This is a genomic window from Alicyclobacillus tolerans (assembly GCF_900142255.1).
GTDB lineage: Bacteria > Bacillota > Bacilli > Alicyclobacillales > Alicyclobacillaceae > Alicyclobacillus_I > Alicyclobacillus_I tolerans.
In genome coordinates, this window is the sequence record NZ_FRAF01000012.1 from 80,897 (window position 1) to 106,657 (window position 25,761).

26 protein-coding genes, 2 rRNA genes and 1 riboswitch are annotated in these 25,761 nt (G+C 42.2%); of the genes, 2 read left to right on the forward strand and 26 right to left on the reverse strand.

The features are described from left to right. Positions 1 to 214: 214 nt before the first annotated feature. The 9 genes from hslU to BUA75_RS08320 form a co-directional block, all read right to left on the reverse strand. A complete protein-coding gene (gene hslU / locus BUA75_RS08280) occupies positions 215 to 1,660 on the reverse strand; it encodes an ATP-dependent protease ATPase subunit HslU (RefSeq protein WP_083574206.1) in 1,446 nt (481 codons plus the stop codon). After that, positions 1,626 to 2,165: an ATP-dependent protease subunit HslV gene (hslV, locus tag BUA75_RS08285; RefSeq protein ID WP_072874128.1), complete on the reverse strand. Its 540-nt coding sequence runs from the start codon at positions 2,163 to 2,165 to the stop codon at positions 1,626 to 1,628. Before hslV ends, hslU begins: the two co-directional genes overlap by 35 nt. Before the next feature lie 6 nt (positions 2,166 to 2,171). Beyond that, positions 2,172 to 3,095 (reverse strand): site-specific tyrosine recombinase/integron integrase, encoded by a 924-nt coding sequence (xerA, locus tag BUA75_RS08290; protein ID WP_072874129.1) that lies wholly within the window; start codon positions 3,093 to 3,095, stop codon positions 2,172 to 2,174. Continuing rightward, the gene (gene trmFO, locus BUA75_RS08295) at positions 3,088 to 4,410 is read right to left on the reverse strand and encodes a methylenetetrahydrofolate--tRNA-(uracil(54)-C(5))-methyltransferase (FADH(2)-oxidizing) TrmFO (protein WP_072874130.1); all 1,323 of its coding nucleotides are present in this window, start codon (positions 4,408 to 4,410) and stop codon (positions 3,088 to 3,090) included. Before trmFO ends, xerA begins: the two co-directional genes overlap by 8 nt. 62 nt (positions 4,411 to 4,472) lie before the next feature. Then, positions 4,473 to 6,560: a type I DNA topoisomerase gene (topA, locus tag BUA75_RS08300; RefSeq protein WP_072874131.1), complete on the reverse strand. Its 2,088-nt coding sequence runs from the start codon at positions 6,558 to 6,560 to the stop codon at positions 4,473 to 4,475. Positions 6,561 to 6,806: 246 nt separating this feature from the next. Next, complete coding sequence (dprA, locus tag BUA75_RS08305) at positions 6,807 to 7,874, reverse strand: DNA-processing protein DprA (RefSeq protein ID WP_242650280.1); 1,068 nt, start codon at positions 7,872 to 7,874, stop codon at positions 6,807 to 6,809. A 121-nt stretch (positions 7,875 to 7,995) separates the two neighbouring features. Further along, a complete protein-coding gene (gene sucD, locus BUA75_RS08310) occupies positions 7,996 to 8,901 on the reverse strand; it encodes a succinate--CoA ligase subunit alpha (protein WP_072874133.1) in 906 nt (301 codons plus the stop codon). Positions 8,902 to 8,913: 12 nt separating this feature from the next. After that, the gene (sucC, locus tag BUA75_RS08315) at positions 8,914 to 10,068 is read right to left on the reverse strand and encodes an ADP-forming succinate--CoA ligase subunit beta (RefSeq protein WP_072874134.1); all 1,155 of its coding nucleotides are present in this window, start codon (positions 10,066 to 10,068) and stop codon (positions 8,914 to 8,916) included. A gap of 240 nt (positions 10,069 to 10,308) precedes the next feature. After that, positions 10,309 to 10,692, reverse strand: coding sequence for a hypothetical protein (locus tag BUA75_RS08320; RefSeq protein WP_072874135.1), 384 nt, complete (start codon positions 10,690 to 10,692; stop codon positions 10,309 to 10,311). Between the two features lie 197 nt (positions 10,693 to 10,889). Here BUA75_RS08320 and BUA75_RS08325 point away from each other — a divergent pair, with 197 nt between their 5' ends. Then, on the forward strand, positions 10,890 to 12,326 hold the full coding sequence (locus BUA75_RS08325; protein ID WP_072874136.1) for a YifB family Mg chelatase-like AAA ATPase: 1,437 nt from the start codon (positions 10,890 to 10,892) through the stop codon (positions 12,324 to 12,326). Between the two features lie 51 nt (positions 12,327 to 12,377). Here BUA75_RS08325 and BUA75_RS08330 read toward each other — a convergent pair whose 3' ends face one another. From BUA75_RS08330 to BUA75_RS08385, 13 genes are all read right to left on the reverse strand, one after another. Beyond that, positions 12,378 to 12,755: a YraN family protein gene (locus BUA75_RS08330; protein WP_072874137.1), complete on the reverse strand. Its 378-nt coding sequence runs from the start codon at positions 12,753 to 12,755 to the stop codon at positions 12,378 to 12,380. Continuing rightward, positions 12,739 to 12,996 carry an EscU/YscU/HrcU family type III secretion system export apparatus switch protein gene (locus BUA75_RS08335; protein WP_072874138.1) on the reverse strand — a complete coding sequence of 86 codons (258 nt, stop codon included), beginning with the start codon at positions 12,994 to 12,996 and terminating at the stop codon, positions 12,739 to 12,741. Before BUA75_RS08335 ends, BUA75_RS08330 begins: the two co-directional genes overlap by 17 nt. Then, positions 12,993 to 13,910, reverse strand: coding sequence for a hypothetical protein (locus BUA75_RS08340; protein ID WP_072874139.1), 918 nt, complete (start codon positions 13,908 to 13,910; stop codon positions 12,993 to 12,995). The genes BUA75_RS08335 and BUA75_RS08340 overlap by 4 nt, the downstream gene beginning before the upstream one ends. A 6-nt stretch (positions 13,911 to 13,916) precedes the next feature. Next, positions 13,917 to 14,555 carry a ribonuclease HII gene (gene rnhB, locus BUA75_RS08345; protein ID WP_072874140.1) on the reverse strand — a complete coding sequence of 213 codons (639 nt, stop codon included), beginning with the start codon at positions 14,553 to 14,555 and terminating at the stop codon, positions 13,917 to 13,919. 158 nt (positions 14,556 to 14,713) lie between these two features. After that, positions 14,714 to 15,604 (reverse strand): ribosome biogenesis GTPase YlqF, encoded by an 891-nt coding sequence (gene ylqF, locus BUA75_RS08350; RefSeq protein ID WP_278247854.1) that lies wholly within the window; start codon positions 15,602 to 15,604, stop codon positions 14,714 to 14,716. 158 nt (positions 15,605 to 15,762) lie between these two features. Further along, positions 15,763 to 16,104: a 50S ribosomal protein L19 gene (gene rplS / locus BUA75_RS08355; protein ID WP_072874142.1), complete on the reverse strand. Its 342-nt coding sequence runs from the start codon at positions 16,102 to 16,104 to the stop codon at positions 15,763 to 15,765. 180 nt (positions 16,105 to 16,284) lie between these two features. Then, positions 16,285 to 16,449: a hypothetical protein gene (locus BUA75_RS15875; RefSeq protein ID WP_165611979.1), complete on the reverse strand. Its 165-nt coding sequence runs from the start codon at positions 16,447 to 16,449 to the stop codon at positions 16,285 to 16,287. A gap of 93 nt (positions 16,450 to 16,542) precedes the next feature. Continuing rightward, positions 16,543 to 16,676: riboswitch (cyclic di-AMP (ydaO/yuaA leader) on the reverse strand. Between the two features lie 61 nt (positions 16,677 to 16,737). Next, complete coding sequence (locus tag BUA75_RS08360) at positions 16,738 to 17,490, reverse strand: hypothetical protein (RefSeq protein WP_072874143.1); 753 nt, start codon at positions 17,488 to 17,490, stop codon at positions 16,738 to 16,740. Then, complete coding sequence (locus BUA75_RS08365; protein WP_072874144.1) at positions 17,477 to 19,141, reverse strand: hypothetical protein; 1,665 nt, start codon at positions 19,139 to 19,141, stop codon at positions 17,477 to 17,479. Before BUA75_RS08365 ends, BUA75_RS08360 begins: the two co-directional genes overlap by 14 nt. Continuing rightward, positions 19,119 to 20,405 carry an O-antigen ligase family protein gene (locus tag BUA75_RS08370; RefSeq protein WP_238413748.1) on the reverse strand — a complete coding sequence of 429 codons (1,287 nt, stop codon included), beginning with the start codon at positions 20,403 to 20,405 and terminating at the stop codon, positions 19,119 to 19,121. Before BUA75_RS08370 ends, BUA75_RS08365 begins: the two co-directional genes overlap by 23 nt. Before the next feature lie 71 nt (positions 20,406 to 20,476). Continuing rightward, the gene (locus BUA75_RS08375; protein WP_072874146.1) at positions 20,477 to 21,493 is read right to left on the reverse strand and encodes an asparaginase; all 1,017 of its coding nucleotides are present in this window, start codon (positions 21,491 to 21,493) and stop codon (positions 20,477 to 20,479) included. Further along, positions 21,474 to 21,935 carry an acyl-CoA thioesterase gene (locus BUA75_RS08380; protein ID WP_072874166.1) on the reverse strand — a complete coding sequence of 154 codons (462 nt, stop codon included), beginning with the start codon at positions 21,933 to 21,935 and terminating at the stop codon, positions 21,474 to 21,476. Before BUA75_RS08380 ends, BUA75_RS08375 begins: the two co-directional genes overlap by 20 nt. A gap of 129 nt (positions 21,936 to 22,064) precedes the next feature. Next, complete coding sequence (locus tag BUA75_RS08385) at positions 22,065 to 23,072, reverse strand: M23 family metallopeptidase (RefSeq protein WP_083574208.1); 1,008 nt, start codon at positions 23,070 to 23,072, stop codon at positions 22,065 to 22,067. A gap of 180 nt (positions 23,073 to 23,252) precedes the next feature. On the opposite strand from BUA75_RS08385, the gene BUA75_RS08390 reads away from it, so the two are divergent. Then, on the forward strand, positions 23,253 to 23,678 hold the full coding sequence (locus BUA75_RS08390) for an acyl-CoA thioesterase (RefSeq protein ID WP_072874147.1): 426 nt from the start codon (positions 23,253 to 23,255) through the stop codon (positions 23,676 to 23,678). On the opposite strand, the gene BUA75_RS08395 is transcribed toward BUA75_RS08390, so the two are convergent. From BUA75_RS08395 to BUA75_RS08410, 4 genes are all read right to left on the reverse strand, one after another. After that, complete coding sequence (locus BUA75_RS08395; protein ID WP_083574209.1) at positions 23,675 to 24,655, reverse strand: RluA family pseudouridine synthase; 981 nt, start codon at positions 24,653 to 24,655, stop codon at positions 23,675 to 23,677. The genes BUA75_RS08390 and BUA75_RS08395 overlap by 4 nt on opposite strands. Before the next feature lie 22 nt (positions 24,656 to 24,677). Then, positions 24,678 to 25,310 carry an MBL fold metallo-hydrolase gene (locus BUA75_RS08400; protein ID WP_072874148.1) on the reverse strand — a complete coding sequence of 211 codons (633 nt, stop codon included), beginning with the start codon at positions 25,308 to 25,310 and terminating at the stop codon, positions 24,678 to 24,680. A gap of 119 nt (positions 25,311 to 25,429) precedes the next feature. Next, positions 25,430 to 25,546 (reverse strand): 5S ribosomal RNA (rrf, locus tag BUA75_RS08405). A gap of 42 nt (positions 25,547 to 25,588) precedes the next feature. Next, positions 25,589 to 25,761 (reverse strand): 23S ribosomal RNA (locus BUA75_RS08410); the annotation flags it as partial.

Here is a 25,761-nt window from a genome sequence, read left to right on the forward strand (position 1 = left end):
TAACCGACAAATTCCTGCACAAAAATCCATTATCTCAAAACAAGTGGATAAGAGTTTTTCACTCCAGTTTTGAATCCAACATCGAGAATGGAAAAAAAATAAAGCGCCCCAAATCCGGGACGCAAAAACAACTCGAGAAACTTGCTTATATTTACTGAGTATCTATGAATCAGATTTCACTTGGATTGAAAAAATCATCGTTTACGCTAAAGGCTTATAGAATATATTGACTCAGATCACGATTAACAACAATATTTTTCAATTTTTCATCCACATATTCAGGTGTAATTGTCACTTGTCCCAGATGAACCTCAGGAGCTTCAAAAGACAAATCCTCTAGTACTCTTTCAAGTAAAGTATGCAAACGTCGGGCTCCAATATTTTCAGTTTCCTGATTGACTTTTTCCGCCATCTCAGCAATACGCAGAATCGCTTCTTCTGTAAATTCAACATGAACCCCTTCAGTTTCCAGAAGAGCGGCGTACTGTCTAAGCAGCGAATGTTTAGGTTCTTTTAAAATTCTCACGAATTCTGCAGCGGTCAATGGTTCTAATTCAACACGAATGGGAAAGCGTCCCTGTAATTCCGGAATTAAATCAGACGGTTTAGCCATGTGAAATGCTCCTGCGCCAATAAATAAAATATGATCTGTTTTGACTGCCCCATATTTAGTGGCTACAGTAGAACCTTCAACTATTGGAAGTATATCTCTCTGCACTCCTTCCCTTGATACATCCGGACCACGAGAATCTTTGCCAGCAATCTTATCTAATTCGTCTATAAAAATAATGCCTCGATTTTCTGCACGAAAAATGGCTTCCGATGTTACTGAATCCATATCGATTAACCTTTGGGCTTCTTCTTGAGCAAGAACTTCTCGAGCTTCCCGTACGGTCATTTTTCTTCTCTTACGATTTTTAGGTAGTAGATTTCCTAAGGCTTCCTGTAAGTTGCCAAGCCCTTCCGCTCCAATTCCCGGCATAAAACCAATCGGAGCCTGAGTTTGTTCTTCAACATCTATTTCAATCAGGCGTTCTTCCAATATCCCCATATCCAGTTGTTGTTTCATCCTTTTTCTCTCATTACGAACCGATTCAGAAGGTTGATGGTTATGCTGTTGACCACCAGCAAACAGCATCTCGAATGGATTGACACCTGATTTTTTAGACTCCGGATCGGGAACAAGCGCCTCCAAAATCCGTTCGTCAGCAGCTTTGCGCGCTTCATCTTGCACACGTTGCATTTGTTCAGATTTGACCATGCGTATAGCTGTTTCAACGAGATCGCGAATCATCGCTTCAACATCTCGTCCAACATATCCTACTTCCGTGAATTTTGTCGCTTCAACCTTAATAAAAGGCGCGCCAACCAATCGACTTAAGCGTCTCGCGATTTCTGTCTTACCTACGCCTGTTGGTCCAATCATTAGAATATTTTTGGGTGTGATTTCTTCCTGCCATTCCACATTGAGACGACCTCTTCGATAACGATTACGCAATGCAACAGCAACAGCTCGCTTCGCCGCCTTTTGACCGACAATATATTTATCAAGTTCTTCAACAATCTGCTTTGGGGTCAAATCCTTGTCCAATCCAATTCCTCCTGTATGAGCTTTATTAATTTTCTCACTCTCCAACTGATTCCACGATAATATGATCATTTGTAAATACACATATTTCGGAAGCAATTTGTAATGCGTTTCTGGCGATTTCCGCTGGTTTCATGGAAGTATTACGAGCCAACGCACGTCCAGCTGCCAGCGCATAAGCTCCCCCTGAACCAATGGCACAAATACCATCATCAGGCTCAATCACTTCGCCGTTTCCTGAAACAATAAAGAGAGCGTCTTTATTCATAGTCAATAACATCGCTTCTAAATTTTTTAAAACTTTATCGGAACGCCACTCTTTGGCCAGTTCCACTACAGAACGGGCTAAATTACCATGAAACTCTTCCAATCGCGCTTCAAATTTCTCAAATAAAGTAAATGCGTCTGCAACCGAACCAGCAAAACCAGCTACAACGGAACCATGGTAAAGACGACGAACTTTGCGAGCCCCTTGTTTCATGACCATACTATTCCCCAGAGTGACTTGGCCATCTCCAGCCATGGCACCTTGGCCATCTTTTAATATGGCAAATATCGTTGTTGCATGCATATTCATCAATTATCATTCTCCTTTAGATAAAGCACGGGGATGCGTTTCTTGATAAACTTTTGAAAGCCGTTCACGTGAGGTATGCGTATAGATTTGAGTACTGGACAAACTTTCATGACCTAATAATTCTTGAACTACCCGTAAGTCTGCCCCCCCGTCCAGTAAATGAGTAGCAAAAGAATGGCGAATCTTATGGGGACTTAAGGGCTTCATACCATATTTCATTTGTTCGACTCTCTTTTTTAAAATTCTCCTGATACTGCGATCTGTCAGTCGAGTCCCGTCTCGCAAATTGACAAATAACGGGTCACTAGATGTCAAATTTTCACTTCGTTTTTGAAGGTATTTTTTTAAAGCAGACACAGTTTGAGAGCCAAACAAGACATACCGTTCTTTCCTGCCTTTACCTCTGACAAGTGCCAATCCCTCATTCAAAGAAATATGGCCAATATTTAAATTCATGCATTCAGATACTCGTACACCAGTAGCATACAGGAATTCCAACAAAGCCCGATCTCGTAAATCTGCCAGAGTATCCCCATGAATAGAATCGAGTAACTCATTCATTTCTTCTTGATAATAATACTGAGGAAGTTTTTTTTCCAAACGAGGTGCGGAAACTCCATCCATTGGATTGTGCTTGATCATAGAACGATCAACGAGGAATTGAAAAAATTTTCTATAGCAAGAAATTCGACGAGCCAACGTAGTTTTGCTCATACCATCCTTTCGTTGAGCAGCAAGAAATGTCCGAATATCCAAACTGTCGATATCCGACCATTTTTCAATTCTCTGCTGAAAAAAATCAAGAAGATGGACTAAATCTCCAGCATATGCACGCAATGTATGATTGGATAAACGCATTTGAAATTCTAATTGAGTTAGAAATTCATCTATTGCTAGAGACAACCTGCTATCATTTTTCAGTTTAGACATAATGTCCCACTCCATGCAAAAATTTCTGCAAGTCATATAAAGCTCTCTCTGACAATTTTTCGGCTCGCTTTTTTTTATCAACAATTTTTTCATCGAGAGGAGGGAGCAGCCCAAAGGTAGCATTCATCGGTTGAAAATATTTAGAATCCGTTTGGGTGATATAGTGAGCCAGACTCCCAATAGCTGTAGTTTGGGGGAAAACGAGAGGATTTAAATTTCGGGCTAGTCGACCCGCATTAATTCCAGCTACCAGTCCAGCCGCAGCTGATTCCACATATCCTTCTACTCCTGTCATTTGGCCCGCAAAAAACAAATAGGGATTCATCTTGGCTTGATAAGTAGGATTGAGTAATTTAGGACTATTGATATATGTATTGCGATGCATCACACCAAAACGAACAATTTCCGCATTCTCGAGACCAGGAATCATTCGAAATACCCTGGTTTGTTCTCCCCATTTAAGATGTGTCTGAAAACCTACCATATTTAACAAAGTAGCAGCTGCATTGTCCTGTCTAAGCTGCACAACAGCAAAGGGACGCTTGCCTGTCCGCGGATCAGTCAAACCCACAGGTTTCATAGAGCCAAACAGAAGTGTCTGTTTTCCTCTTTTCGCCATAACTTCTATAGGCATACACCCTTCAAAATACTTCTCTTCTTCAAACTCTTTAAGAGGTGCTGTCTCAGCATGAACAAGGGCGTCATAGAAATCATCAAATTCCTGTTCTGTAAAAGGACAGTTTAAATAATCTGCATCTCCTTTGTCATAACGAGATTGCGCAAACACTTTATCCATATTGACTGATTCTCGCGTTAATATTGGCGCAGCAGCATCAAAAAAATACAAATAATCTTCTCCCATTAAACGGGCAATCTGCTCCGACATGGCTTGAGATGTCAAAGGCCCAGTGGCAACGATACAAAGTTGATTTTGTGGTAATGCCTTTACTTCTTCCCTATAAATTCGAATAAGCGGATGATTTTCTAAAGTTTTGGTAATATCTGCAGAAAATTGTTCACGATCGACCGCCAGCGCGCCCCCCGCTGGAACCGCTGTAAGATCAGCTATACGAATAATGATTGAGTCTAGCCTTCGCATTTCTTCTTTAAGTAGTCCCACTGCATTTGTCAAGAGATTCGAGCGCAGAGAATTGGTACAAACAAGTTCAGCAAAGTACGGAGTATGATGGGCAGGAGTACTTTGTGTCGGCCGCATCTCATACAAATCCACTTCTATTCCGGCTTTAGCTAATTGCCAAGCGGCCTCTGAGCCAGCCAGCCCCGCTCCGATCACAGTAACCCGAGGCACCTTCATCTTCCTCTCATTATCCACATAGATAGGTTATTTCTGTTATATTAATTCGCTATAGTCTACAATCATTTAGGAACAGAGCCAACAATCTCCACAGAAGGATGCGCAGACTCATTACTACAAGTTATCCACGTCTTACCCTTCGATGTTTTTTCAATCATTGGATATCCACAGACAGGACAATCCTGACCCGTTGGTTTATTCCAAAGAACATAATCACAATCAGGATATCCTGTGCACCCATAAAAAACTTTTTTCTTACCTCGCCTTTCTACAAGCGGTTTGCCACACTTTGGACAATTAACCCCAACTTCTTTCACCAGCGCTTTGGTGTTACGACATTCAGGGAAACCAGGGCAAGCTAAAAACTTACCGTATCTCCCCGTTTTATACACCATCATTCGTCCACATTTATCACACTGCACATCTGAAACTTCATCTTGAATTTGTACATGTTCAAGAGAAGCCTCTGCTTCAGAAAGTTCTTTCTCAAATTCTTTATAGAAATTTTCCAGTAGATTGACCCATTCCGCTTTACCTTCCTCAACCAAGTCCAGTTCAGACTCTAATTGAGCAGTAAAATCCACGTCAATTAATTGTTGAAAATTCTTCATCAATAAATCAACCACAATTTCTCCTAATTCCGTAGGTACAAACCGTTTATTTTCCAAAACAACATAACCACGTTTTAAAATGGTATCCATAGTTGGAGCATATGTGCTCGGTCTACCAATTCCTAATTCCTCCATAGCCTTGACTAAGCTTGACTCAGAATATCGCGGGGGTGGTTGAGTAAAATGCTGTTCCGGAACATAATCCGGTTTATCAAAAGATTGATTTTCTTTTAAGGCTGGTAACATCTTGATTTCATCTTCAGATACATCATCTTGCCCTTCAGTATATAAAGCCATAAAACCAGGAAATCTTACAACCGAACCAGTTGCCCTAAAAACAGCTTCTCCAGCCAAAAGATCTACAGAAGTAGTCTCAAGTTGAGCAGAAGCCATCTGACTGGCTACAAATCGCTCCCAAATTAATTTATAAAGCTTCCACTGTTCTTTAGAAAGATAAGGCTTAAGAGACTCTGGATCACGTAAAACAGACGTAGGTCTTATCGCTTCATGCGCATCCTGTGTAACGCCTTTGGATGTATACTGCCTTCTCTCAGAAGGAACATAATCTTTTCCGTAGCGCTGCTCAATCCAATGAGCAGCCTCATTCTGCGCAGATTCAGCAACTCTGGTTGAGTCAGTTCTCATGTAAGTAATTAAACCAACTGTACCTTCATCTCCAACATCTAAACCTTCATAAAGTTGTTGGGCAATAGCCATAGTTCTATAAGCCCGAAAACCGAGTTTGCGAGCTGCTTCTTGCTGTAAGGACGAGGTAATAAAGGGTGCACTTGGATTGCGCTTTCGATCTGTTTTTTTAATGCGTGAAACCACCAAAGGTAGATCTTTAACATGTTCAAGCAATTTCTTAACTTCTGCTTCATTTTGCAAAACGGTTTTTTCATTCCCGTAACCATAAAAACGAGCAATAAATTTTTGTCGACCTACCGTTAGATTGGCATCAACCGTCCAATACTCTTCAGGTTGAAAAGCGCGAATCTCGCGCTCTCTATCCACAATGAGTCGAACAGCAACCGACTGTACTCTTCCTGCAGACAATCCTTTTTTTACTTTTCTCCACAGAAGTGGACTCAGTCGATATCCTACCAATCTATCAAGTATCCGGCGAGTTTGCTGCGCATGAATTAAATCTTTATTCAATTTTCTTGGTTCCTGAAAAGCGGCCTTGATAGCATCTTTGGTAATTTCATGAAAAACAACCCGACAAGGAGTATCTTCTGGGATATCCAGAATGTTTTGAAGATGCCAGGCAATCGCTTCACCTTCTCGATCCGGGTCGGCAGCCAGAAAGATTTTTTTTGCTTTTTTTCCGGCATCCCTTAAACTCTTAATGACATCTCCCTTTCCACGAATAGTAATATAATGCGGTTCAAAATGATGTTCTACGTCAACACCAAGTTGACTTTTCGGCAAATCTCGAACATGTCCCATTGAAGCTTTCACTGTATATTTTTTGCCAAGATACTTCCCAATTGTTTTCGCTTTGGCTGGCGATTCAACAATGACCAAATAATCCGCCAAACCGTTTCCTCCTTCGTGGGCCAACTACAATACTTTATCCAAACAAGTATCTGCAAAAATGACTAAAGTAGCATCTTTTATAAATCTAAGACAAAACACGAAAATGTATTTTACTAGATAGATGGATAGTAACCTATTTTATTGAAAATTCTTGAGCGTCTTGGTTCACCCATATTATCATCCGAGGAAAATTGTTTGCAAACGCATTCTACTGAACTGATTCACCAAATCACGTCATCCATTGATTTACTGAATATTTTTCCGAATGAATCTTCCTCCAGGGAGACGTTCCACCCACCCAGACAATTCCGTTTCGAGCAGTATGGCATAAATACTCTCTTTTGGCCAACGGAGAATCCTCATCAGTTCATCTATGCCAAGCGGTTCCTCTAGTTGTTGAAGAAGGATTTTCCAATTTTCTGGTAACGAATGAAGACTGCTCTTGTTCTTTTCTATGCCCATTTCGAGCAAAAATTCTTCAGGATGAATCAGTGGTTTAGCTCCATCATATAATAATTGGTTACTTCCTTGACAATGCACACTCGTAATGGGTCCCGGAACCGCATAAACTTCTCTGCCAAGATTGAGTGCTAATTCAGCAGTTGTCAACGCTCCAGAATGATGTCCTGCTTGCACTACAATCAGGCTTTCCGAGAGAGCTGCTAATATCCTATTGCGTTCAATAAATTGATATTTCTTCACCCTTACATTGGGTGCGTATTCGGAGACACAAAGCCCCTCTTCACTTATCTTTTTTTGAAGACTGGAATGCGTTACGGGATAGGAGATATTTAAACCCGAAGCCAGTACAGCAATAGTTTTGCCCGGACCTTGCAAAGCCGCTTGATGAGCTTCACCATCTATTCCTAATGCCATCCCAGAAACAACAGTAATATGTGCGAAAGAAAGCACACCAGAAATCCATCGACACGCTTCTAGTCCATATGGAGATGCTCTGCGTGTGCCAACCACACCAACATTTTTTTGATTTAAAAGTTTTTTGTTTCCTTGATAGAATAGCCATATAGGAGGCGAGGAGAGATTGAGGAGACGCATAGGATAATCCCTGCTAACTTTACAAATAAAACCAATATTTTGTTTCTGTAGCTTTTCCTCAATCTTTTCGATTTCTATGCTCCTTCTCCAGAGACACCATTTTTCCAATTTGTATGAATATCGAGGTATGAGAGATTGAAGTTCTTGTATATCTGCTCGCCATAGATAGGTGACATCCGGAACTTGCTCCAGCCAATGACGAGTTGTACTTGGCATTAAGAAAGGAGCACAGGCAAGTCCTAGATACATTTGACTCACATCCAATTCTCTATCCCCTCCTCAAGGTTTTATCTTGTCCCTGCTAATATTTTTTGTCGATAATAAAAAAGAGAATTCTACTCCTTAAAGTAGAATTCTCAAAAAATATCGATATAGTTCATTAACGTTTTATTTTACAGCGCTCCAACAATCCCTTCTCTTCCAATACCGAGTAGAGCGTAGAACCCATCTCCGACGGTGTAGGAGCAACACGAATTCCACATGATTCCATAGTTTTAATTTTTGATTCCGCTGTACCACTGCCTCCAGAAATAATTGCACCAGCATGCCCCATACGGCGTCCAGGAGGTGCAGTTGCACCTGCAATAAAGCCTACTACAGGTTTGGTCATGTGATCACGAACAAATTCAGCGGCCTGCTCTTCAGCTGTACCACCAATTTCACCAATCATAATCACAGCTTCCGTATCGGGATCGGCCTCAAACATTTTCAAGACATCAATAAAATTCGTTCCGTTTACTGGATCGCCACCAATACCCACTGCAGTAGATTGTCCAATATCACGCACTGTCAATTGATACACTGCTTCATAGGTAAGTGTTCCACTGCGAGAAACAACGCCTACTTTTCCAGGTGTGTGAATATATCCTGGCATAATACCAATTTTGCATTCTCCAGGAGTGATAACACCAGGACAATTAGGACCAATTAAACGAGTATGACGCCCTTCCATAAAGCGTTTAACTTTAACCATATCCAGTACAGGAATCCCCTCGGTAATACAAATCACCAAGTCTAGCTCAGCATCAACCGCTTCCATAATAGCGTCAGCCGCAAACGCAGGCGGTACATAAATTACAGAAGCATTAGCGCCCGTTTCACGCACAGCTTCAATGACCGTATTAAACACAGGGATTCCTTCAACAGTGCTTCCACCTTTTCCTGGAGTCACACCGCCTACCATTTGAGTACCATATTCAATAGCCTGTTTAGTATGAAATAAACCTTGCGAGCCGGTAATGCCTTGCGTAATAACGCGTGTATTTTTATTCACTAAAATACTCATTCGGTTTCCTCCTTAAACCAGAGCAACCATCTTCTGAGCTGCATCGGCCAACGAATCGGCAGCAACAATATTCAGCCCGGATTCGTTCAAAATTTTCTTACCCAACTCTACATTTGTCCCTTCCAAACGCACAACCAACGGTTTATCAAGACCAATTTGTCTAGCTGCTGCTACCACACCATTGGCAATAATGTCACATTTCATAATCCCGCCAAAGATATTGACCAAAATCCCTTTGACCTTACTGTCGGATAAAATAATTTTAAATGCTTCTGTTACCTTTTCTTCACTTGCTCCGCCGCCAACATCCAAGAAATTGGCAGGTTCCCCACCATAGTATTTAATGGTATCCATAGTAGCCATGGCCAACCCAGCGCCATTTACCATGCAACCAATATTGCCATCTAAAGCAATATAGGAAAGTCCAAATTTAGAAGCTTCCGTCTCTTTGGGATCTTCCTCATCTAAATCGCGCAGTTCCTGAATCTCAGGATGGCGATACAAGGCATTATCATCAAAATTCAACTTTGCATCTAGCGCCATAATCTGCCCATCCCCTGTTTCAACCAAGGGATTGATTTCTGCAATTGAACAATCTTTATCCACAAATGCGTGATAAAGAGCGGTCATAAATTTGACGGCTTTATTAACCAACTCGTTAGGAATACCAATAGAAAATGCCAAATTTCTTGCTTGATAGGGATTGAGTCCTGTTGCCGGATCGACCGTTTCTCTAAAGATTTTTTCCGGTGTCTTAGCGGCCACTTCCTCAATTTCCATACCGCCTTCTGCCGAAGCCATCATGACAACGCGTCCACTTGCACGATCGAGAACCACGCCTATGTAGTACTCTTTTTTGATATCGGTCAATTGCTCAATCAATAATCTTTTGACCACCTTGCCAGTTGGTCCCGTCTGATGGGTAACGAGTACCTTCCCCAACAACTCTGAAGCATGAGCCTTGACCTCATCTAAAGATTTGGCCAGTTTGACGCCCCCTGCTTTACCGCGTCCTCCCGCATGAATCTGAGCTTTTACGACTGCTTTCCCACCAAGCGCTTTGGCGGCCTCTACTGCTTCTTCCACTGTAAATGCGACACTACCCTGTGGAACAGCAACGCCGTACTTGGCGAGCACAGCTTTCGCTTGATACTCGTGAATGTTCACTCTCCACGGCCTCCTTAACATTCAAACAAAGCGCGCGCTGAACTGATGTCAGTGTTTGTTCAGCACACGTCCAACCTCTAGCATAGAACAGCAAAAAAGGAATTACAACTTTCCGATCACGATGTCTGTGAATCCAATGAAAAAAGCTGCACTAAAGGCAGCTTACATGGTATTTTTCAAGAACAAAACTTTTCTGACCGAGCCATCTTGTTCCATGAGTAGTTATCCAGTTAACCAATCTTACAACTGATGCGCCTGAACAAGCGAAACAATATAGCCGAGTAACATACAAAGGGCAAGTACAGCAAAAGAACGGGATGATGAACGGGCAGTATGAATAAAAGAAAGCCAGAATGCTGGAATAAAACCAATACTGGCGAAAAAAATAGCTAATATGACCCAGCGTTCAGCATGAGGTAGGACAAAAAAAGTTGCGATAGAACATATAGCAGAAATGGCGCAACAGAGATATGCAAGAAGCGTAAGGACAAAAGGTAATTTTAAATACGATTCTCGCCAAGAGGTAAGACGTCGCTTTTGACGAAATGTTCGCAAATCCACCACTTGGCTGCGTTGACCCTCTGCTTGCCTCGATTTAGCCGTTTTCTTGTTGGGCTCTTGCATAAGCTCACCTCGCTGCACCAATATTGTTGCTCTGATGGTATCTCTCCGGTGTCTTTCTTGCAATAGTTATTCTGGATAATTTGAAACTATCCGTTACATGATGGCAAACCATTGCACTTTTGATATATGAAATATACACAGAGTGTAGACAGAATTCACAAAGTCCATATATTGGTTGTGGAGGTTAACCCAAATTGATGGGAAAAACGTATAGTGCAGTTTTAGATGGAATTGATAGTTTACCGGTAGAAGTAGAAGCAGATGTATCCAGAGGATTACCTTCCTTTCAAATTGTTGGGCTACCAGACTCAACTGTGAGTGAGTCTAAAGCCAGAATCCGTTCTGCTATTAAAAACTCCGGAATTGAATTTCCCAACAAAAGAATTACTGTCAACCTCAGTCCTGCTGGAATTCGTAAACGCGGGGCAGGTTTAGATCTGGCCATTGCTTTGGCTATTTTGCAAGCAGCAGGACATGTTGACCATTTCCCTCAAAAAACCGCCTGGATTGCTGAACTAGCTTTAACAGGTGAACTTCGACCTGTACCTGCCGCATTGAGGTTGACACAAGCTTTTTGCATTGATGAGTGGCATCATGTTGTTGTTTCTAAACATCAGCATGATGCAGAGTGGTTACCAAATCCAAAAATTTGGCTATCCGCCGACAACTTGCGGCAAATATTAGCATGGTTTCAAGAAAAAATCCAACTCTCTAGTCCGGATTTACTTGCTCCAATTCAATCTTTTTCATCAAATAATGATTTTTCACACATTCACGGATTGGATTGGGCGAAAAGAGGCTTGGAGATTACTGCTTCCGGCAGAATGCATACCTTGCTGATCGGGCCACCGGGCAGCGGTAAAACAACATTAGCACAGCAAGCAGTCTCTATTTTCCCTTCATTGTCTATGTCACAAGCTCAGGAAGTCATATCAATTCACAGAGCCTATTCACGCGAGATTAACAATTCACTTATGGCACCTGTAGTTCAGCCCCACCATTCATGTTCTGTGGCTGCTATGATTGGTGGAGGCAAACCCATTTATCCTGGAGAAGCCACTTTTGCACACCATGGGATTCTGATTCTAGATGAATTGCTTGAATTTCCCTCAACAACCTTGCAAGCTCTTCGCGAGCCTCTAGTTGAAGGGACCATTCGTTTAGCCAGAGGAAATGGAGTTAAATTGCTACCAGCCCAATTTACACTGATTGCAACTACTAATCCTTGTCCGTGCGGAGAGTATGGATTTGGAGAATGTTCTTGTACTTCTCAACAACGAGAGAAATATTGGAAAGCGGTACGTGGTCCGCTTTTAGACAGATTCGATCTGTGTATCAGTGTAGGACGTCAAACATATAAAGAAAATGATGCGTATACTATAGAAACCTCCAAAACCATTCAAAAACGAATTGTTAAAGCCAGGGAATTACTTGATAAAAACATACAAATACCCTGGGAGAAAACTACCAAGAACCTTTTAGACAAATGGGCCGAGCAACTGCGTTTTTCTTATCGAGCCGTTCTCAGTGTTCAAAAAGTAGCCCATATAATCGCATTACTTGAGCAAAGTTCAAGTATACATCACTCCATTCTTGAAGAAGCTATTTCCTATCGCAATACTTCCATAAGGTGAAGCAAAGAAACTTAAATGTTGACCAGTCTATGACAGCACATACTACAAGAATCAATTTTCATAGGTAAAATGTGAAAAAGATATAACTTCTTCTCGATACATGACAATATCAATCCAATCCAACTGGATTTCAGGAAACTCAATAGAGTTGAACATAGGTTGCTCGTGCACCAAATAATATTGCAACAGCTTGAACATTCTTTTAATTTTCTGGGTAGTAGCCGCTTCATTGCTATAACCCATAGTTAACGATGCACTTCTGGTTTTCACTTCTATGGCAATGATTTTATTGGATTTTTGTGCTATGATATCCAATTCACCGAAAGAACATCTCCAATTATGAGATAAAATATGCCATCCCAAGGTTCGTTTGACATATTCCCTAGCCAAACGCTCGCCTTTCTGTCCTAATTCACGATTCCCGCTCATTGGCAAATAAATAGGCCAAAATATGAGCCACTGGCTCATATAATTCCTCAGGAATAACATCATCAATCTCTAATTTCAATAATGAATGAACTAATTTTTCATCTTCCCAAATCGGCACATGGTTTTGATGTGCGGAGTCTATTATTGCTTGAGCGACTTGTTCAACGCCTTTAGCCAGCACGCGCGGAGCAGCATCAACTTGTTGGCGGTATCTTAACGCCACTGCCTTTTTGACTTTCACTCTGCATCACCCGGTTTTTCAAAGTGATAAGACCATTGTTTCAGTTCCCATCCCAACGGTTGTAAAATATTTTTAACCACCGCGCCTAGCGATTGAATTTTCTTCAAAAATTTTTCATGTCCAGTTTCGATATGAACAAATAAAAGAGGTTGTAAGCTTGTAATATGCATCACCACCGGCTGTCGCTCATAGACAAGGTTAAGCACCATATGATGCATAATCTTTCCACCCACTGCTAACTTTGTCTGTCGTTTCGCACGCCATGGGAAAACTCTTGCTCGTTGGCTAGAATGCGTAGAATAGGAAAGGAGACCTGCGCCATTCCGTTCAAATGGATTAACCACCACTGCAGATGAAAAACGATTCAACAAGATTTCTTTACGAATAGGGAGTACCCATGGAGATTTCATATCGTCCAAATTCAGTTTGGCAAAGGAAATAAACTGGGCTAGTCCATCTCTTGTACGAATAAACGAAAAACGGTTCTCTCTGATTTGCGGTTTGTCCATTATACCTGTTCGCACTAATTTTTCCATATCATTTTGACTCACCAATTGCTCTACCATAGACCAATAACGTTCAATCATGGGATGAATAATTTGTTCCAGACTACCACTTTTTTGGTCACTCGCATTTTCCGCTGAGGCTATACTCCCTGCCATCCAGTCAAGGATAACTTTTCTCCAGCCCCATTCGGCTTGCTGAATCTCTCGGCTTTTCCAAAATTGTGCCGGCCAATCATGCAACGTATTCGATTCAGGTTCATTAAGAGCTTGAATTGAAGTCGCTTGATGCAAGGTTGCTGGATTTTTTGTTCTTTCAGCTATCGTACGACTTTCAGTAGAAATTTTGGCAGATGGTTGAGTTGATGAAATATTGGAAGACGGTGATGTGGGATGAGATATTTTATTCACAGAAAGTCATCCTTCGCGATTTCTCATTATCATTTGAACAGGAGAAAAAGATTGACGATGATGGGGCGTAATACCATAAATATTCATAGAATCAAGATGTTGAGAAGTGCCGTAACCCACATTATTTTCCCAATCATAGAAAGGGTATTCCTTTGAAAGATTTTTCATGTAACGATCTCTCCATTCCTTCGCCACAATAGAAGCGGCACCAATGGATAAGCATCGTATATCCCCTTTAATAACGGACAGAGTTAGTGAGTTCACTCTGTTTTGTAAACTATCATTTCCATCTACCAATACCCAGTCTGGTGTCCATTTTAACCCTTGAACAGCCCGTTGCATAGCTAATAAACTAGCTTGACGTATATTCAAATGGTCAATTTCTTGTACACTAGCCGCCCCTACTGAAATATCGAGAGCAATTTCCTGAATTTTCTCCAGTAAAACCTCTCTTTTTTTGGCGGTCAACTTTTTCGAATCTGTGATACTCTGAAGTTCTGCTATTGGAACATCTGGAGAAAAAATAACAGCTGCTGCAACAACAGGCCCCGCTAAACACCCCCTACCTACTTCGTCTACTCCTGCAAGTAAAACTTGTTTTGAACCTACAAGCCAACGTTCCACTTGCCACGAACGAACCAGCATGTACACCACCTTTGATTTTCAAACTTTATTCTTTCAATAAAAAGCAATTTTGCCATATCAACTTAGCAACCGTTTAACATTGAAAAGACACTGCTTATTCTATCGAGATCATCAATAATAATCTATCCGTTAATGGCTGATTCATTCTACTCAGCACTCTATTCTTGCCCGTGTACCCATTCAAAAGACACTCTGCCCAGTTTACCCGTCTGCAGCTCACGAAGTAGAGACTCTGCCATACGTTCTAAATCCGGACGCGCACCAGACATTAACATGCCTTTCATACGGGTCATTTTTTCAAACAAATCTAAAAACGCTTCCGCTCCTTCAGGTTCATCGAGAGAATATGAAGCATAGGAATGCGCTTCAATTTGCCATCGTTCTTCAACCAGATGCGGGTAATATCGAATTAAGAATTGTAGTGCATGTAACGCCAAATCTACATGATCTAAAATTTCTGGTTTTATAGCCCCACTCATAGCCAAGAGATACCCATCTTCAGGGGAATCTATTTTGGGCCAAAGCACTCCAGGGGTATCCAGCAATTCAATGCTACCTATACGTACCCACTGCTGGGCTTTTGTAATTCCCGGACGATCACCTGTTTTTACAGCAGAACGTTTAGCCAATCTATTGATTAACGATGATTTGCCCACATTGGGTATACCCACCACCATAGTACGCAGAGGACGTGGTCGCATGCCCCGACGCGCTTCCCGTTCGCGTTTAGCCTTAGCTGCTATTTCTAAAGCAGGAATAATCCGCTGTACTTGACTACCCGTTTGCGCATCGACAGCTATAGCTGAAATACCTTGATGTTCAAATTTCTGTAACCATTGCTTCGTTTGGCTTTCATCTGCCAGATCCTTGCGAGTCATCACAAGCAAGCGTGGCCGTGCTCCAATTAAATCTTTCAGCAAAGGGTTGGAACTGGCCATTGGCAATCTCGCATCGACTAACTCAATAATTGCATCAACCATTTTTATGGAAGCTTGAATTTCCCGACGTGCTTTGGCCATATGTCCAGGAAACCACTGAATCGTTTGCAATATCTTTTCACTTCCATCACATATAATTTTCTGTTGAAATCAGATCCGATAAACTACCACAGATGAAACTATACTGAAATACGAAAACTAAGAAAGGGCCACCCGGCCCTTTCCTAACGCATTTACTTTTACTAACGCAAATCAGCGTACGGCTTAAACTAGCGAATTTCTTTAATGCGTGCAGCCTTGCCAGACAATCCACGCAAATAGTACAACTTCGCTCGACGAACTTTACCGCGACGCATAACTTCAATCTTTTCTACCTTTGGAGAGTGTAATGGAAATGTTCTTTCTACACCAACACCATAAGATATTTTGCGCACAGTATAGGTAGCACTGATGGCTGAACCACGACGCCGAATGACCACGCCTTCAAAAACCTGAATACGCTCACGCTGACCTTCACGAACTTTCACGTGCACACGCAACGTGTCTCCCGGGCGGAAACTAGGAATATCTGTACGTAATTGTTCCCGCGCTACTTCTTGAAGTAAATTCATCTAGGATTTTCCTCCCTTACCTTCGACGTTCATGCTTGTTTGCAAGCAGCGGACCGTCGAGATCACGCGCGATAATATACCATATAAATTCATCAAGGTCAATTTTTTAAAAATTTCACCTAATATAAAATGGTACAATAGAACAGGTAGTCGTACGACTACCTGTTCAAAATGCATGTATTAAGATGGAGACGTGCGAGTAGAAAACTTTACTTTTAGCTTTTTGTCTTCGTCCAGCATTTTAGAGACTGAATTCCGTTCTTGCTGCGAGGAACGCATCTTCCTCAAATGATGCAAAATCTCCATATCTCGCTCCCACTGTGGGAGCTCTGCATGTTTGTTCATGCTTACCAACTCCCCGATGGAAAAGTCCATCGCGGCATTCCTAAAAAGAAGCATTTCTTAAAAGTTACAATTGACGATTACTCGCCACCATTGTAAAACTGCCCGCAACGCTTACGGAGTTAGCTGACGGGTTCGGGAGCAGGCATTCCCTACATCAGTGAAAGACTGATGATTCACCCCTGTGATTGGGTTCTCCGCTTCTCTTAGGAATTCAGCGACGGCATACTTTATTATATGCCTCTTTGCTTGTTTTGCCAACTGATGAGCATATCTGAAATGATATAAACTCTAATCTTTGAATTGTTTTACAAGTGACAAAGGAATGTTTACCTTGGCGTATTTTTTATTCAGGTTAAACAGAATGGTGTCTGTAGAAATTTGTATAGGTCCCACTTCCGATATAGAACCCACCGAACTCGTTTCTACTTCACGAATTTGACCACTGTGTTTTCCGACCATGACCGTCATTAAAACATGCGAACTGGCTGGAAACACTTCTCCCGCATCCCATGTGGCTAATTTTTCCACATCCACACCAGGGACAATCATGGTGAACACCCAGCAATACTCGTCTACCACATATTGTTGAGGCTGCAGATACACAGGCGTTCCCATCTTCTCTACACCTTCTAGCACTTTAGCATACGTTTGAAATACATCGGGGCTTGGCAAAGGATCAGAAGGTGTCCAGTGACCATTGACAAACGAGAATGCGGACTGCCCTTGTTGAAAAAATTGAATATTCGTATCTCCCTCATGTACACCTAACGAAACTTCATTTGGTTTTTCAACTGAACCATAGACGGTAAATGATGGATTTATAGAATTATCAACTAAATTAACACTAGCCTTAATTTGATATTGATGAAGTTGAAGCCCCTTTTGAATAGCCGTCTGAATGATGGGCCATGCTTCAGCATCCGTTTTCGCTAAAGAAATGGGTGGCACTTGATTTAAGGTGGTCAGAGGTTTTGGCGAACATCCAACCAGTCCAAAACAACCAAGCAATGCAGCTACAATCCATAGCTTATTGGACTTCATCTGCTTTCACCCGCTTTCTTCTGTCATTCAAGCGCAGTCCCCAGCCAATGAGACCAATGATTATAAAAATACCAATAGAGACTGGGAGTACTGGCGTATACGAACGTTGAATGATTAAATATTCACCCGTTCCGTATATGGAAAGAGCTAAATCAACCTTACCTGGTTGCCAATGAACAGGCTCTACATTGACAACGTTGGTTCGATATACACGCCAATTTCGATAAAGTTGATGATCTCGATATAGATAAGAAGAGAAATATCGAGTTGGCACGTCTCTCATCGCACTTGGATCATCCGTGATAATTTCAGGTGCTCGATTTCCAACAGAAGGTAATACAGCTTCAAAACGCAACGAGGAACCAAGGGGAGCCTCATATACTGTACGAAACTGTCCTGCACTATTGACCGACAAAATATAGGCTCTTTGAGCGTTGACAAAAATAGCATCTGGTCCACCCTTGGTAAGCGGACCAATCACAATATCATGCGGTAGTGATTGTGTCAACGAAGCATGGAAGCTAGCTACTACTTTATTTTGAGTTAAACTGACAATTTGCAGTAAATTGGCTCCTTCGAGCAATACCTGATTGGCACCTGGTCGAGTAAATGAGCCTTCACCAAGAATAATTTGCGTTTTGACTGGAACTTGCACTGTATGACCTTGCCAACTTCCGGTCAAAAGTCCTCCTTGAATCTGCAAGGGTGGATTTGCAGGTGTAACATTGGCGTCAGATAATAATTGATTCCATTGCTCTTGATCTTGCTCCCAGGTTTGTGCAGCCAAAGCCAGAAAATTGCCTGAATAACTGGCTGGTTCTAAACCTAATGCTGCGGCGCTGGCAGGTGAAACTGGAGCCGTCAAATACATAATGGCATGTTGATTGACAATCTTCCAATGTGAAACTGACAAGGGGAATGTAGGCGCCACCAAATTCCAAAGTGAAACTTGAGCTAAATCACTCAACGGTAGCGGTTTAACTACTGCTTTGCCGTGATCCGAAAGTATTTCCATTAACTCATACTCGTGTTGAGCGGTCTGTAAAAGATTATACAGAGAGTCAGGCTTACTTGTAGCTTGACTAGCTAAATCACTAAGTTCTGCATTGCTAGGTAATACACGATTGAAAGTGACAAGTGCAGGTCCTTGCGGAGTTGAAATGGTCGACCAAGGCAATGCAGGAATATCTCCAGGAATCAAACTCATTTTTCCATATTTTACGATCTTAAAATGTGTCAAAAACGGCCATTCACTGTAGGGAAGCCATAGATTCACCAGCAAAATTGCAGCCGCAGAAACCAGTACGGTCTTCCAACCTGCTTTCGTAAACCATATAGCCAAAATACACAATCCCAGAAGCATGATGACAGTAAAAAGCACACGCAACCCTGTAGGATAAAAGGATACGCTTGAAATTCCTTGACCAAGCAAAAGAGCAAACAGCGTGAAAGTAATCCATTTTTTGCGCGATTGGATGCGAATAGTTGTCAGCCAGAGCACAATAATCACGATGACAGCCAGTACGCCAAGCAAAGCAAAATCTTCAACCAATGGTTTAACAACCCAAAGATTCATAGCATTGACAAACAGCGCCCAAAGCAGATAGACAATCCAAAGCCATCGACGACTACGCTTCAATGTTTTGTCCATCTTGCACCTCCTTGCCAAACCGCCCATATCCCCAAATCAGTAAGAGAGTTGAAAAAGCAAAATACAGAGCTGTCATGGGATTGTATTCCCATACATTTTCTGTGAAATTATGAATCACAACCGCTAAAATACCTGCAAATCCTCCAATAGCTAAAAACTTATCTCGTCCCCAAGCTGCTTTGGCAACTTTTTTATACAGCTCATAAAGAAGGGAAAGTTGCATACCAGCAAACAGAACAAGCCCCACCAATCCAGATTCGCCCAATGTCTTTGCGTAGTAATTATCGGAGTAGATTCCACCTCGATAAGTTGCAGCAACTTGTCCTCCGTAATGGCCTAAGCCTGCGCCAAAAAGAGGATTTGCCGCCATATGATCAAACGCCGTTAACCAACGGGCAATGCGGCCTGCTTCAGCTGATTTAAGAAAATAGACCGGTGAGAACAAATCAGCAAATCGATGATGTATAGATGGTAGAAAGAATGCCACAACACCTACGACTAAAAGAATCAGTAACAATCTCCGCTCAAAAATGAGCGCGGTAATCAACAATGACAACGCAAAAGCTAACCAAGCTCCTCGTGTATAGCTGAAGAGTAACGAAGCTAGACAAAAGACAGCGCCAAGAATATAAAACATTTTTCTCCAGCGATTGGTTTCACGAATAGCTAAGCTGATTAAAAGTGGTGAAGTCATAGCTGTAAATGCGCCCATTTCATTCGGACTCTGTAATACAGAAAAGACACGGGTACGAACATGTTCGTTGACGTCATTAAACGCTTGGGGGACCGGAGCTTTGGTGACATACTGATAAATTCCATTTGCTCCAATTAGAACAGCGGTAGAAGCAAGAACATGAAGTAACTTTGGCACATCTTCTTCATCGACAACAAAAGGCATTAAAAAAGTATAGAGCATGTAATAAATGTCATCCCGCAACCCTTGAACAGCAAGAATAGGTTGTCCAATATTAGAAAACATCATAGCGAAGCAGAATAGAATGTACCAGCCGGCAAATTTTTGCCAGAGAAATAATTTGGGTTTTTCGCCTGCCAACCAACGTCGCAATGCTACAACAGCTAATATGAGTAGCACTACGACATCCCAAATAACACCAATGGGATGGATATGCGGTAGACGCAATGCATAATCGACAATGGGATACGCCATGTATAATACCATGGCGTATCTAGCAACGCGGTGATGCTTGAGACCTAACCTGGCATGGCGCGGAAGATGTGATTGATCGCGCTCAGACTCCTGCATTAACAAAGAATTCACTCCCGTTTCACTGATTAGGAACAACCCCGCCCCTTATTTCACGAAAGCCATTAAGTTCAGCGAATCTGAAGTTCGAAAGCGGGACGAATCTCTCCTACCAAAGTTCCGCTGTGATTAACGAGAGACGGCCGATGCCAGCGGTTTAACGCATTTTTCTCTTCTGCGGTTAAAAGCTGCAATTGACTCAGCGCTTCAATTACAACTGGTCCCACCGCACGGCTGTTACCATCGTCAATCTTTAAACAAAGTCCTATTCCTTTTTCTACCCATCCTACACAATAAACGCCTTCTGCTCCGGCTTTTGCAACTACTCTGCCAGGCATTGACATCATTAAATCTGTACAAAGTCGTTCGCTACCAGCTACAAGTTTAGGATTATCCATCATAGCACTTGCCAAACGTTTTAAAGCCCAGCCAATTTTTTCTTGCGGATTTTCCTGTCTAACACTCTCTGCCAGCTTGGCATATAGCAGCGCAAAACGATGAATGGGCATAGCAAACACTGGTACACCGCATCCATCGACTCCCCATTTCACTTTGTCAGACTCTATTTCACAAACTGCTTGCAATACTTGAAAAATATGCTCTTGAACTGGGTTATCGCGCTGGTCATATGTATCCAGTGGAGCATTTAAAAATTTTGCTAGCGCAAGCATTCCGGTGTGCTTTCCAGAACAATTGTTATGCAACGCGGTGACTACTTGACCATTTTTCAACATCGTCTCATAGGTTTTTTGATGATAAGGAGCATGGACACCACAACGCAAATCATCGACGGAAAGACCCAGACGAGCAAGTAAACTTTGTACAAGTTCAGTATGCTCTGGCTCACCACTATGTGAAGCACAGGCTAGAGCCAGTTCAGCACTGGACAATTGAAAACTGTCAGCAGCTCCTGTCAATAGAAGCGGCAATGCTTGCAAAGGTTTGGCTGAAGAACGAGCAAACATAACACGATTAGGATCGCCAGTTGAAGCAATCAAATTGCCCTTGAAATCTATCACGACTAAATCGCCGCGATGTACACTTTCTACAATTTCACCACGTGTGACTTCAACGAGAAGTTCGCTCATTTTGTGCCAACCTTTCCATTTTACGCTGCTTGCGATATTCAAAGCGAGCAGGCGCAGTTTGATAATGCCATTTCTCCTCTTCCGTTTCCGGAATCACACCAGGTACAGGAGCAGGTCTTCCATCAGGCCCCAGTGCAACAAACGTCAAATACGAAGCGCCGGTTTGTTTGACTTGCCCAGTCATCAAATTTTCGGACTCTATACGCACAAAAACTTCCATTGAAGTTTTGTGCGTATATGTCACAAACGCCTCCAATCGAATGGCTTCCCCAGCTTTAATAGGTTCCAAAAAATCCAGGCTATCTGAAGAAGCTGTAACCACTGGCATACGGGCATGACGCATTGTGGCGATGCTTGCTATTTTATCCACATAAGCCATCACTCGCCCGCCGAAAATAGTACCATAATTATTGGTATCTGGAGGTAGCACCAAGTCCGTCATAACGGTTCTTGAAGCAGATACTGGCTTGCTTTTCACTGTTAGGCTCCCTCACTTCAAGAAAGTTCTCTTTTCGACAAAATCCATCATCAAAAAGTCCCTTCCCAATTGTAGTGCCAAGAGCCGTTGGCTTCAACTTTTTACCCTCATGACCGTCTGTTTTTGACGTTCCCAGGAAGCTAACATGGACGAAGGGCTAAAAGCCCACTCACGATGTCCGATCTCTCGATATATTCCAAAATGCAAATGGGGTGGAAACTTTCCAGCCGTACCAGGTGGTCCGTATCCTGTTGAACCAACATAGCCAATCACTTGACCAGGACGCACTAAACTGCCTTGTTTCACGCCTTTTGCAAAAGAAGATAAATGAGCGTAATAATAGTAGTAGTTATCTCCGTCGCGTATCCCTACACGCCAGCCGCCAAAACGATTCCAACCCATCAATTCTACGTATCCGTAACTGCAAGCCAGCACGGGTGTACCGTAAGAGGCAAAAATATCGACACCTTCATGAATTCTTCTACCGCCAAAACTTCTTCCCGCACCAAATGTATGCTTGACAGTATAATTATAACGTTTATCTACTGGAAAACAGTGACCCTCTGGATGCAAACCAAATGTCTCAAAAATACGTGAGAAGGCAAAGACTCTGTCCATTGCCACAGGATCTTGAAACAATGCCCACACGCATTCATCCAAATCACTCTCACCGCTTTCCAAATCAATCCAAGAGGCAAGGGCAGCAATTCGATCTTCTGCTTCAATTTGACTGGCAATCCGATCACGATTGGCATCTACACCTAGACCTCCGAATAAACTAATGGTCATCGGATCGATATCGTGACTATTTGGATTCGATAGACCAGACCAGGCTACATCATCAAAAGCATATCCATAGAACGGATGCTCATTGCGATCAGCCTTTGTCTTGGACAATTCAGCGTATCGATCGATCCCTGCTAAAATCCCCCAAGGGACATCAAAACGCTTACCGTACTGTTCATAAATAGGCTGTAATTTTATATCGGCTTTCGTAGCTGCTTGAGCAATGGATGTGGTTTGTCCCCACGGAACAAAAATCGTGAAGGAACAGAATGTGGCCAAGAATACTTGCAGTTTGGGCTTATTTAGAAATCCCATGCGATTTAAATATCCTCCCTTCCTGCTCTTCTTAAACTCCAGAAGTGTTTAGAATTCATTCCACGACCATCTCATCTTTACCATTTCCCAAGTCAACGCGGATATGCTCTTTTGTGGACTGGAAAACGCATGATAAAATATCCATGGACGTAAATAGCAGATACTAAGGAGAAGTGAAGATTGAAATCTTTTTCTAAAATTGAGTTTCCCGTTCGTTCCACAGATTTGGATGTAAATGCGCATGTGAATAATGCGAAGTTTCTCGAGTATTTGGAGTGGGGACGAGAAGATTGGTTTGAACAACGCGGTTTTAAATACGACGAATTAAAAAAACAAAACCTCATCACAGTTCTTGCTCGTATGGAAGTTGACTATCGTCGGGAAGCTAGGCAGAACGATACAATGACCGTCTATACTTGGTTAAGCGCCGTCGGTCGCAGCAGTATGCAAATGGAACAAAAGATTTTGAACCAGTATGGGGAAATGGTCACGGAAGCAAAGGCTACAGTAGTAACTGTAAGTGCCAAAGAGCGCAGACCCATAGCCGTACCGGATGAAATCCGAAAACACATAGCTTTGGAATCACCTGCGCTAGTGATAAATTAATCAGAAAAAGGATTATATTTATCGATCTCGTTAATTTCAAAAGATGAATATCCCATTTTCTGTAATTTATTCCGAAAATCTTTAGGCAACGGATCGCGCACAATATGTCCATCGGCCATTTGCAACATAAAGGCGTGCAGCCATTGATGGGGTGCTTTATCCGCATTTTCATTATTCAATTCTCTAATGGCGCGGCCTCCCTGATATTTAACATCGTCAACCAGAGCATGTCCAATATGTTTCATATGGGCGCGTATTTGATGTGTCCTGCCAGTAATGAGTTGCAGGCAGACAACTGTCGATTTACCATTGCTTACAATAGGTTCAAAATCCGTTCGAGCGGGTCGAGCATCTGATGCATCAGATATAACGGTACGATTGTTTTCTCGACGTGAAATAGCCAACTGAATAGACCCGCGATGCTTAATCTCTCCGTGTACTAACGCTATATAATACTTCTCAATCTGACCATTTTGAATCTGGCGAGAAATTTCTTTAGCCGCCCAGCCATTTTTAGCAAAAAGAACAATCCCGCTTGTATTTCTATCCAAACGGTGAAGAGGTGCCGGACTGTATGTATCCGAATCTGCATCACCTTTTTGATAGAGATATGCGGCAACTTGATTGACTAATGTATGCTTGTGCTCGCCCGCCGCACCATGTGTTAAAACACCTGCTGGTTTGTGCACAGCCAACCAATCAGAAGTTTCTTCTAACACTTCAATATCTGTTCGGATGCCGGAAAATTTATGAGGCGACTTTTTGACATTCTCATAGTCATCACGATGAATAAAGAGAATTAAACGATCACCCGTATCTACAATTTGATCCGGTTTCGCTTTTTTTCCATTGAGTTTAACGCGGCCTGTACGAATCATCTTATATATCCCTGATAAGGGAATACCGGGAAGCATCTGCCGAACCACACGGTGTACCTTTTTACCAGCTTGCATTTGGGTAATTTCATGTTCTATCAAATAACATCCTCATTTCCAACTTTTATAGCATTAAGGTTTCCCACAAGTTAGCTCTTTGAACCGGATCGCCATGAGCTGGACAAACCCAATTAAATGACAAATTCCCGACTTCTTTTATCGATTTACGCAATGCTTGTTTATCCCAAGTTAAGAACCCCGGAGATGGCTTTAATTGACCACGACGCGTTGTCACCAAGTCCCCAGCAAACAATATATCATTGTATCGTAAAGAAACATGTCCCAAGGTATGACCAGGAGATGGAATAATTTCAATGCCACCTAACTGTTGCCCAGCATGGTAAGAATGAGTGATGTGTGGACGCTCAACTTTCATAGTTCTTTGAATCAAACCCCTTACTCCCTTTGCCTTCGCTTGTCCATGAATGTAAGGAATCTCTATTTCGGGAGCCCAAATGATAGCTGATGATTGATCCTGAAGCCATTTTGCGTTTCCAATATGATCAACATCCATATGCGTTAACAGAACATGCGCAATATCTTTTGGAGTCATTCCTAAATTGGCCAATTCTTTTTTTAATTGATCTCTTTTGGATGAAAGACTTGTATCAATCAATACAGGTTCATCGGATAAAACCAAATAAGCATAACTACCTTTAGTAGAAGTTAATAAATGTACATGAGGAGCAATTTCCATCTCATCACCCACAAAGAGAAAAATGTATAGGACTATAATTCGTATCATACAAAAAAACTGTCAGGAGTTCAGCTCTGTTTATACAGAGCATTCTCCCAACAGCCACCTGTACTCCTGTTGCCTGGCAACGACCTAGGTTCCCAGGGGTCTTCACCCCAAGTATGCTCGGCGCTGGAGGTCTTCACGGTCGTGTTCGGGATGGGTACGCGTGTATCCCCTCCGCTATGGTCACCAGACTCTTCTTTCCTTTCCAACTGTCTCAGCAAGAGGGATTTTCCTTGGTGAAGGCCTCGACCGATTCGTATCCGTCCGCTCCACGCCTCACGACGCTTCCACGCCAGACCGATCTACCTTATCGTCTATAAGGGGTCTTCCTTCCTTGACGGAATGGGATACGTTATCTTGAGGCAGGCTTCGCGCTTAGATGCTTTCAGCGCTTATCCCTCCCCGA

Coding starts and splice junctions, on each gene's coding strand:
- hslU (WP_083574206.1), bottom strand. CDS start 1,660: ATGATCATATTATCGTGGAATCAGTTGGAGAGTGAGAAAATTAATAAA.
- hslV (WP_072874128.1), bottom strand. CDS start 2,165: ATGAATATGCATGCAACAACGATATTTGCCATATTAAAAGATGGCCAA.
- xerA (WP_072874129.1), bottom strand. CDS start 3,095: ATGTCTAAACTGAAAAATGATAGCAGGTTGTCTCTAGCAATAGATGAA.
- trmFO (WP_072874130.1), bottom strand. CDS start 4,410: ATGAAGGTGCCTCGGGTTACTGTGATCGGAGCGGGGCTGGCTGGCTCA.
- sucD (WP_072874133.1), bottom strand. CDS start 8,901: ATGAGTATTTTAGTGAATAAAAATACACGCGTTATTACGCAAGGCATT.
- BUA75_RS08320 (WP_072874135.1), bottom strand. CDS start 10,692: ATGCAAGAGCCCAACAAGAAAACGGCTAAATCGAGGCAAGCAGAGGGT.
- BUA75_RS08325 (WP_072874136.1), top strand. CDS start 10,890: ATGGGAAAAACGTATAGTGCAGTTTTAGATGGAATTGATAGTTTACCG.
- BUA75_RS08330 (WP_072874137.1), bottom strand. CDS start 12,755: ATGAGCGGGAATCGTGAATTAGGACAGAAAGGCGAGCGTTTGGCTAGG.
- rnhB (WP_072874140.1), bottom strand. CDS start 14,555: ATGCTGGTTCGTTCGTGGCAAGTGGAACGTTGGCTTGTAGGTTCAAAA.
- rplS (WP_072874142.1), bottom strand. CDS start 16,104: ATGAATTTACTTCAAGAAGTAGCGCGGGAACAATTACGTACAGATATT.
- BUA75_RS15875 (WP_165611979.1), bottom strand. CDS start 16,449: ATGAACAAACATGCAGAGCTCCCACAGTGGGAGCGAGATATGGAGATT.
- BUA75_RS08360 (WP_072874143.1), bottom strand. CDS start 17,490: ATGAAGTCCAATAAGCTATGGATTGTAGCTGCATTGCTTGGTTGTTTT.
- BUA75_RS08365 (WP_072874144.1), bottom strand. CDS start 19,141: ATGGACAAAACATTGAAGCGTAGTCGTCGATGGCTTTGGATTGTCTAT.
- BUA75_RS08370 (WP_238413748.1), bottom strand. CDS start 20,405: ATGCAGGAGTCTGAGCGCGATCAATCACATCTTCCGCGCCATGCCAGG.
- BUA75_RS08375 (WP_072874146.1), bottom strand. CDS start 21,493: ATGAGCGAACTTCTCGTTGAAGTCACACGTGGTGAAATTGTAGAAAGT.
- BUA75_RS08380 (WP_072874166.1), bottom strand. CDS start 21,935: ATGACGGACTTGGTGCTACCTCCAGATACCAATAATTATGGTACTATT.
- BUA75_RS08385 (WP_083574208.1), bottom strand. CDS start 23,072: ATGGGATTTCTAAATAAGCCCAAACTGCAAGTATTCTTGGCCACATTC.
- BUA75_RS08400 (WP_072874148.1), bottom strand. CDS start 25,310: ATGGAAATTGCTCCTCATGTACATTTATTAACTTCTACTAAAGGTAGT.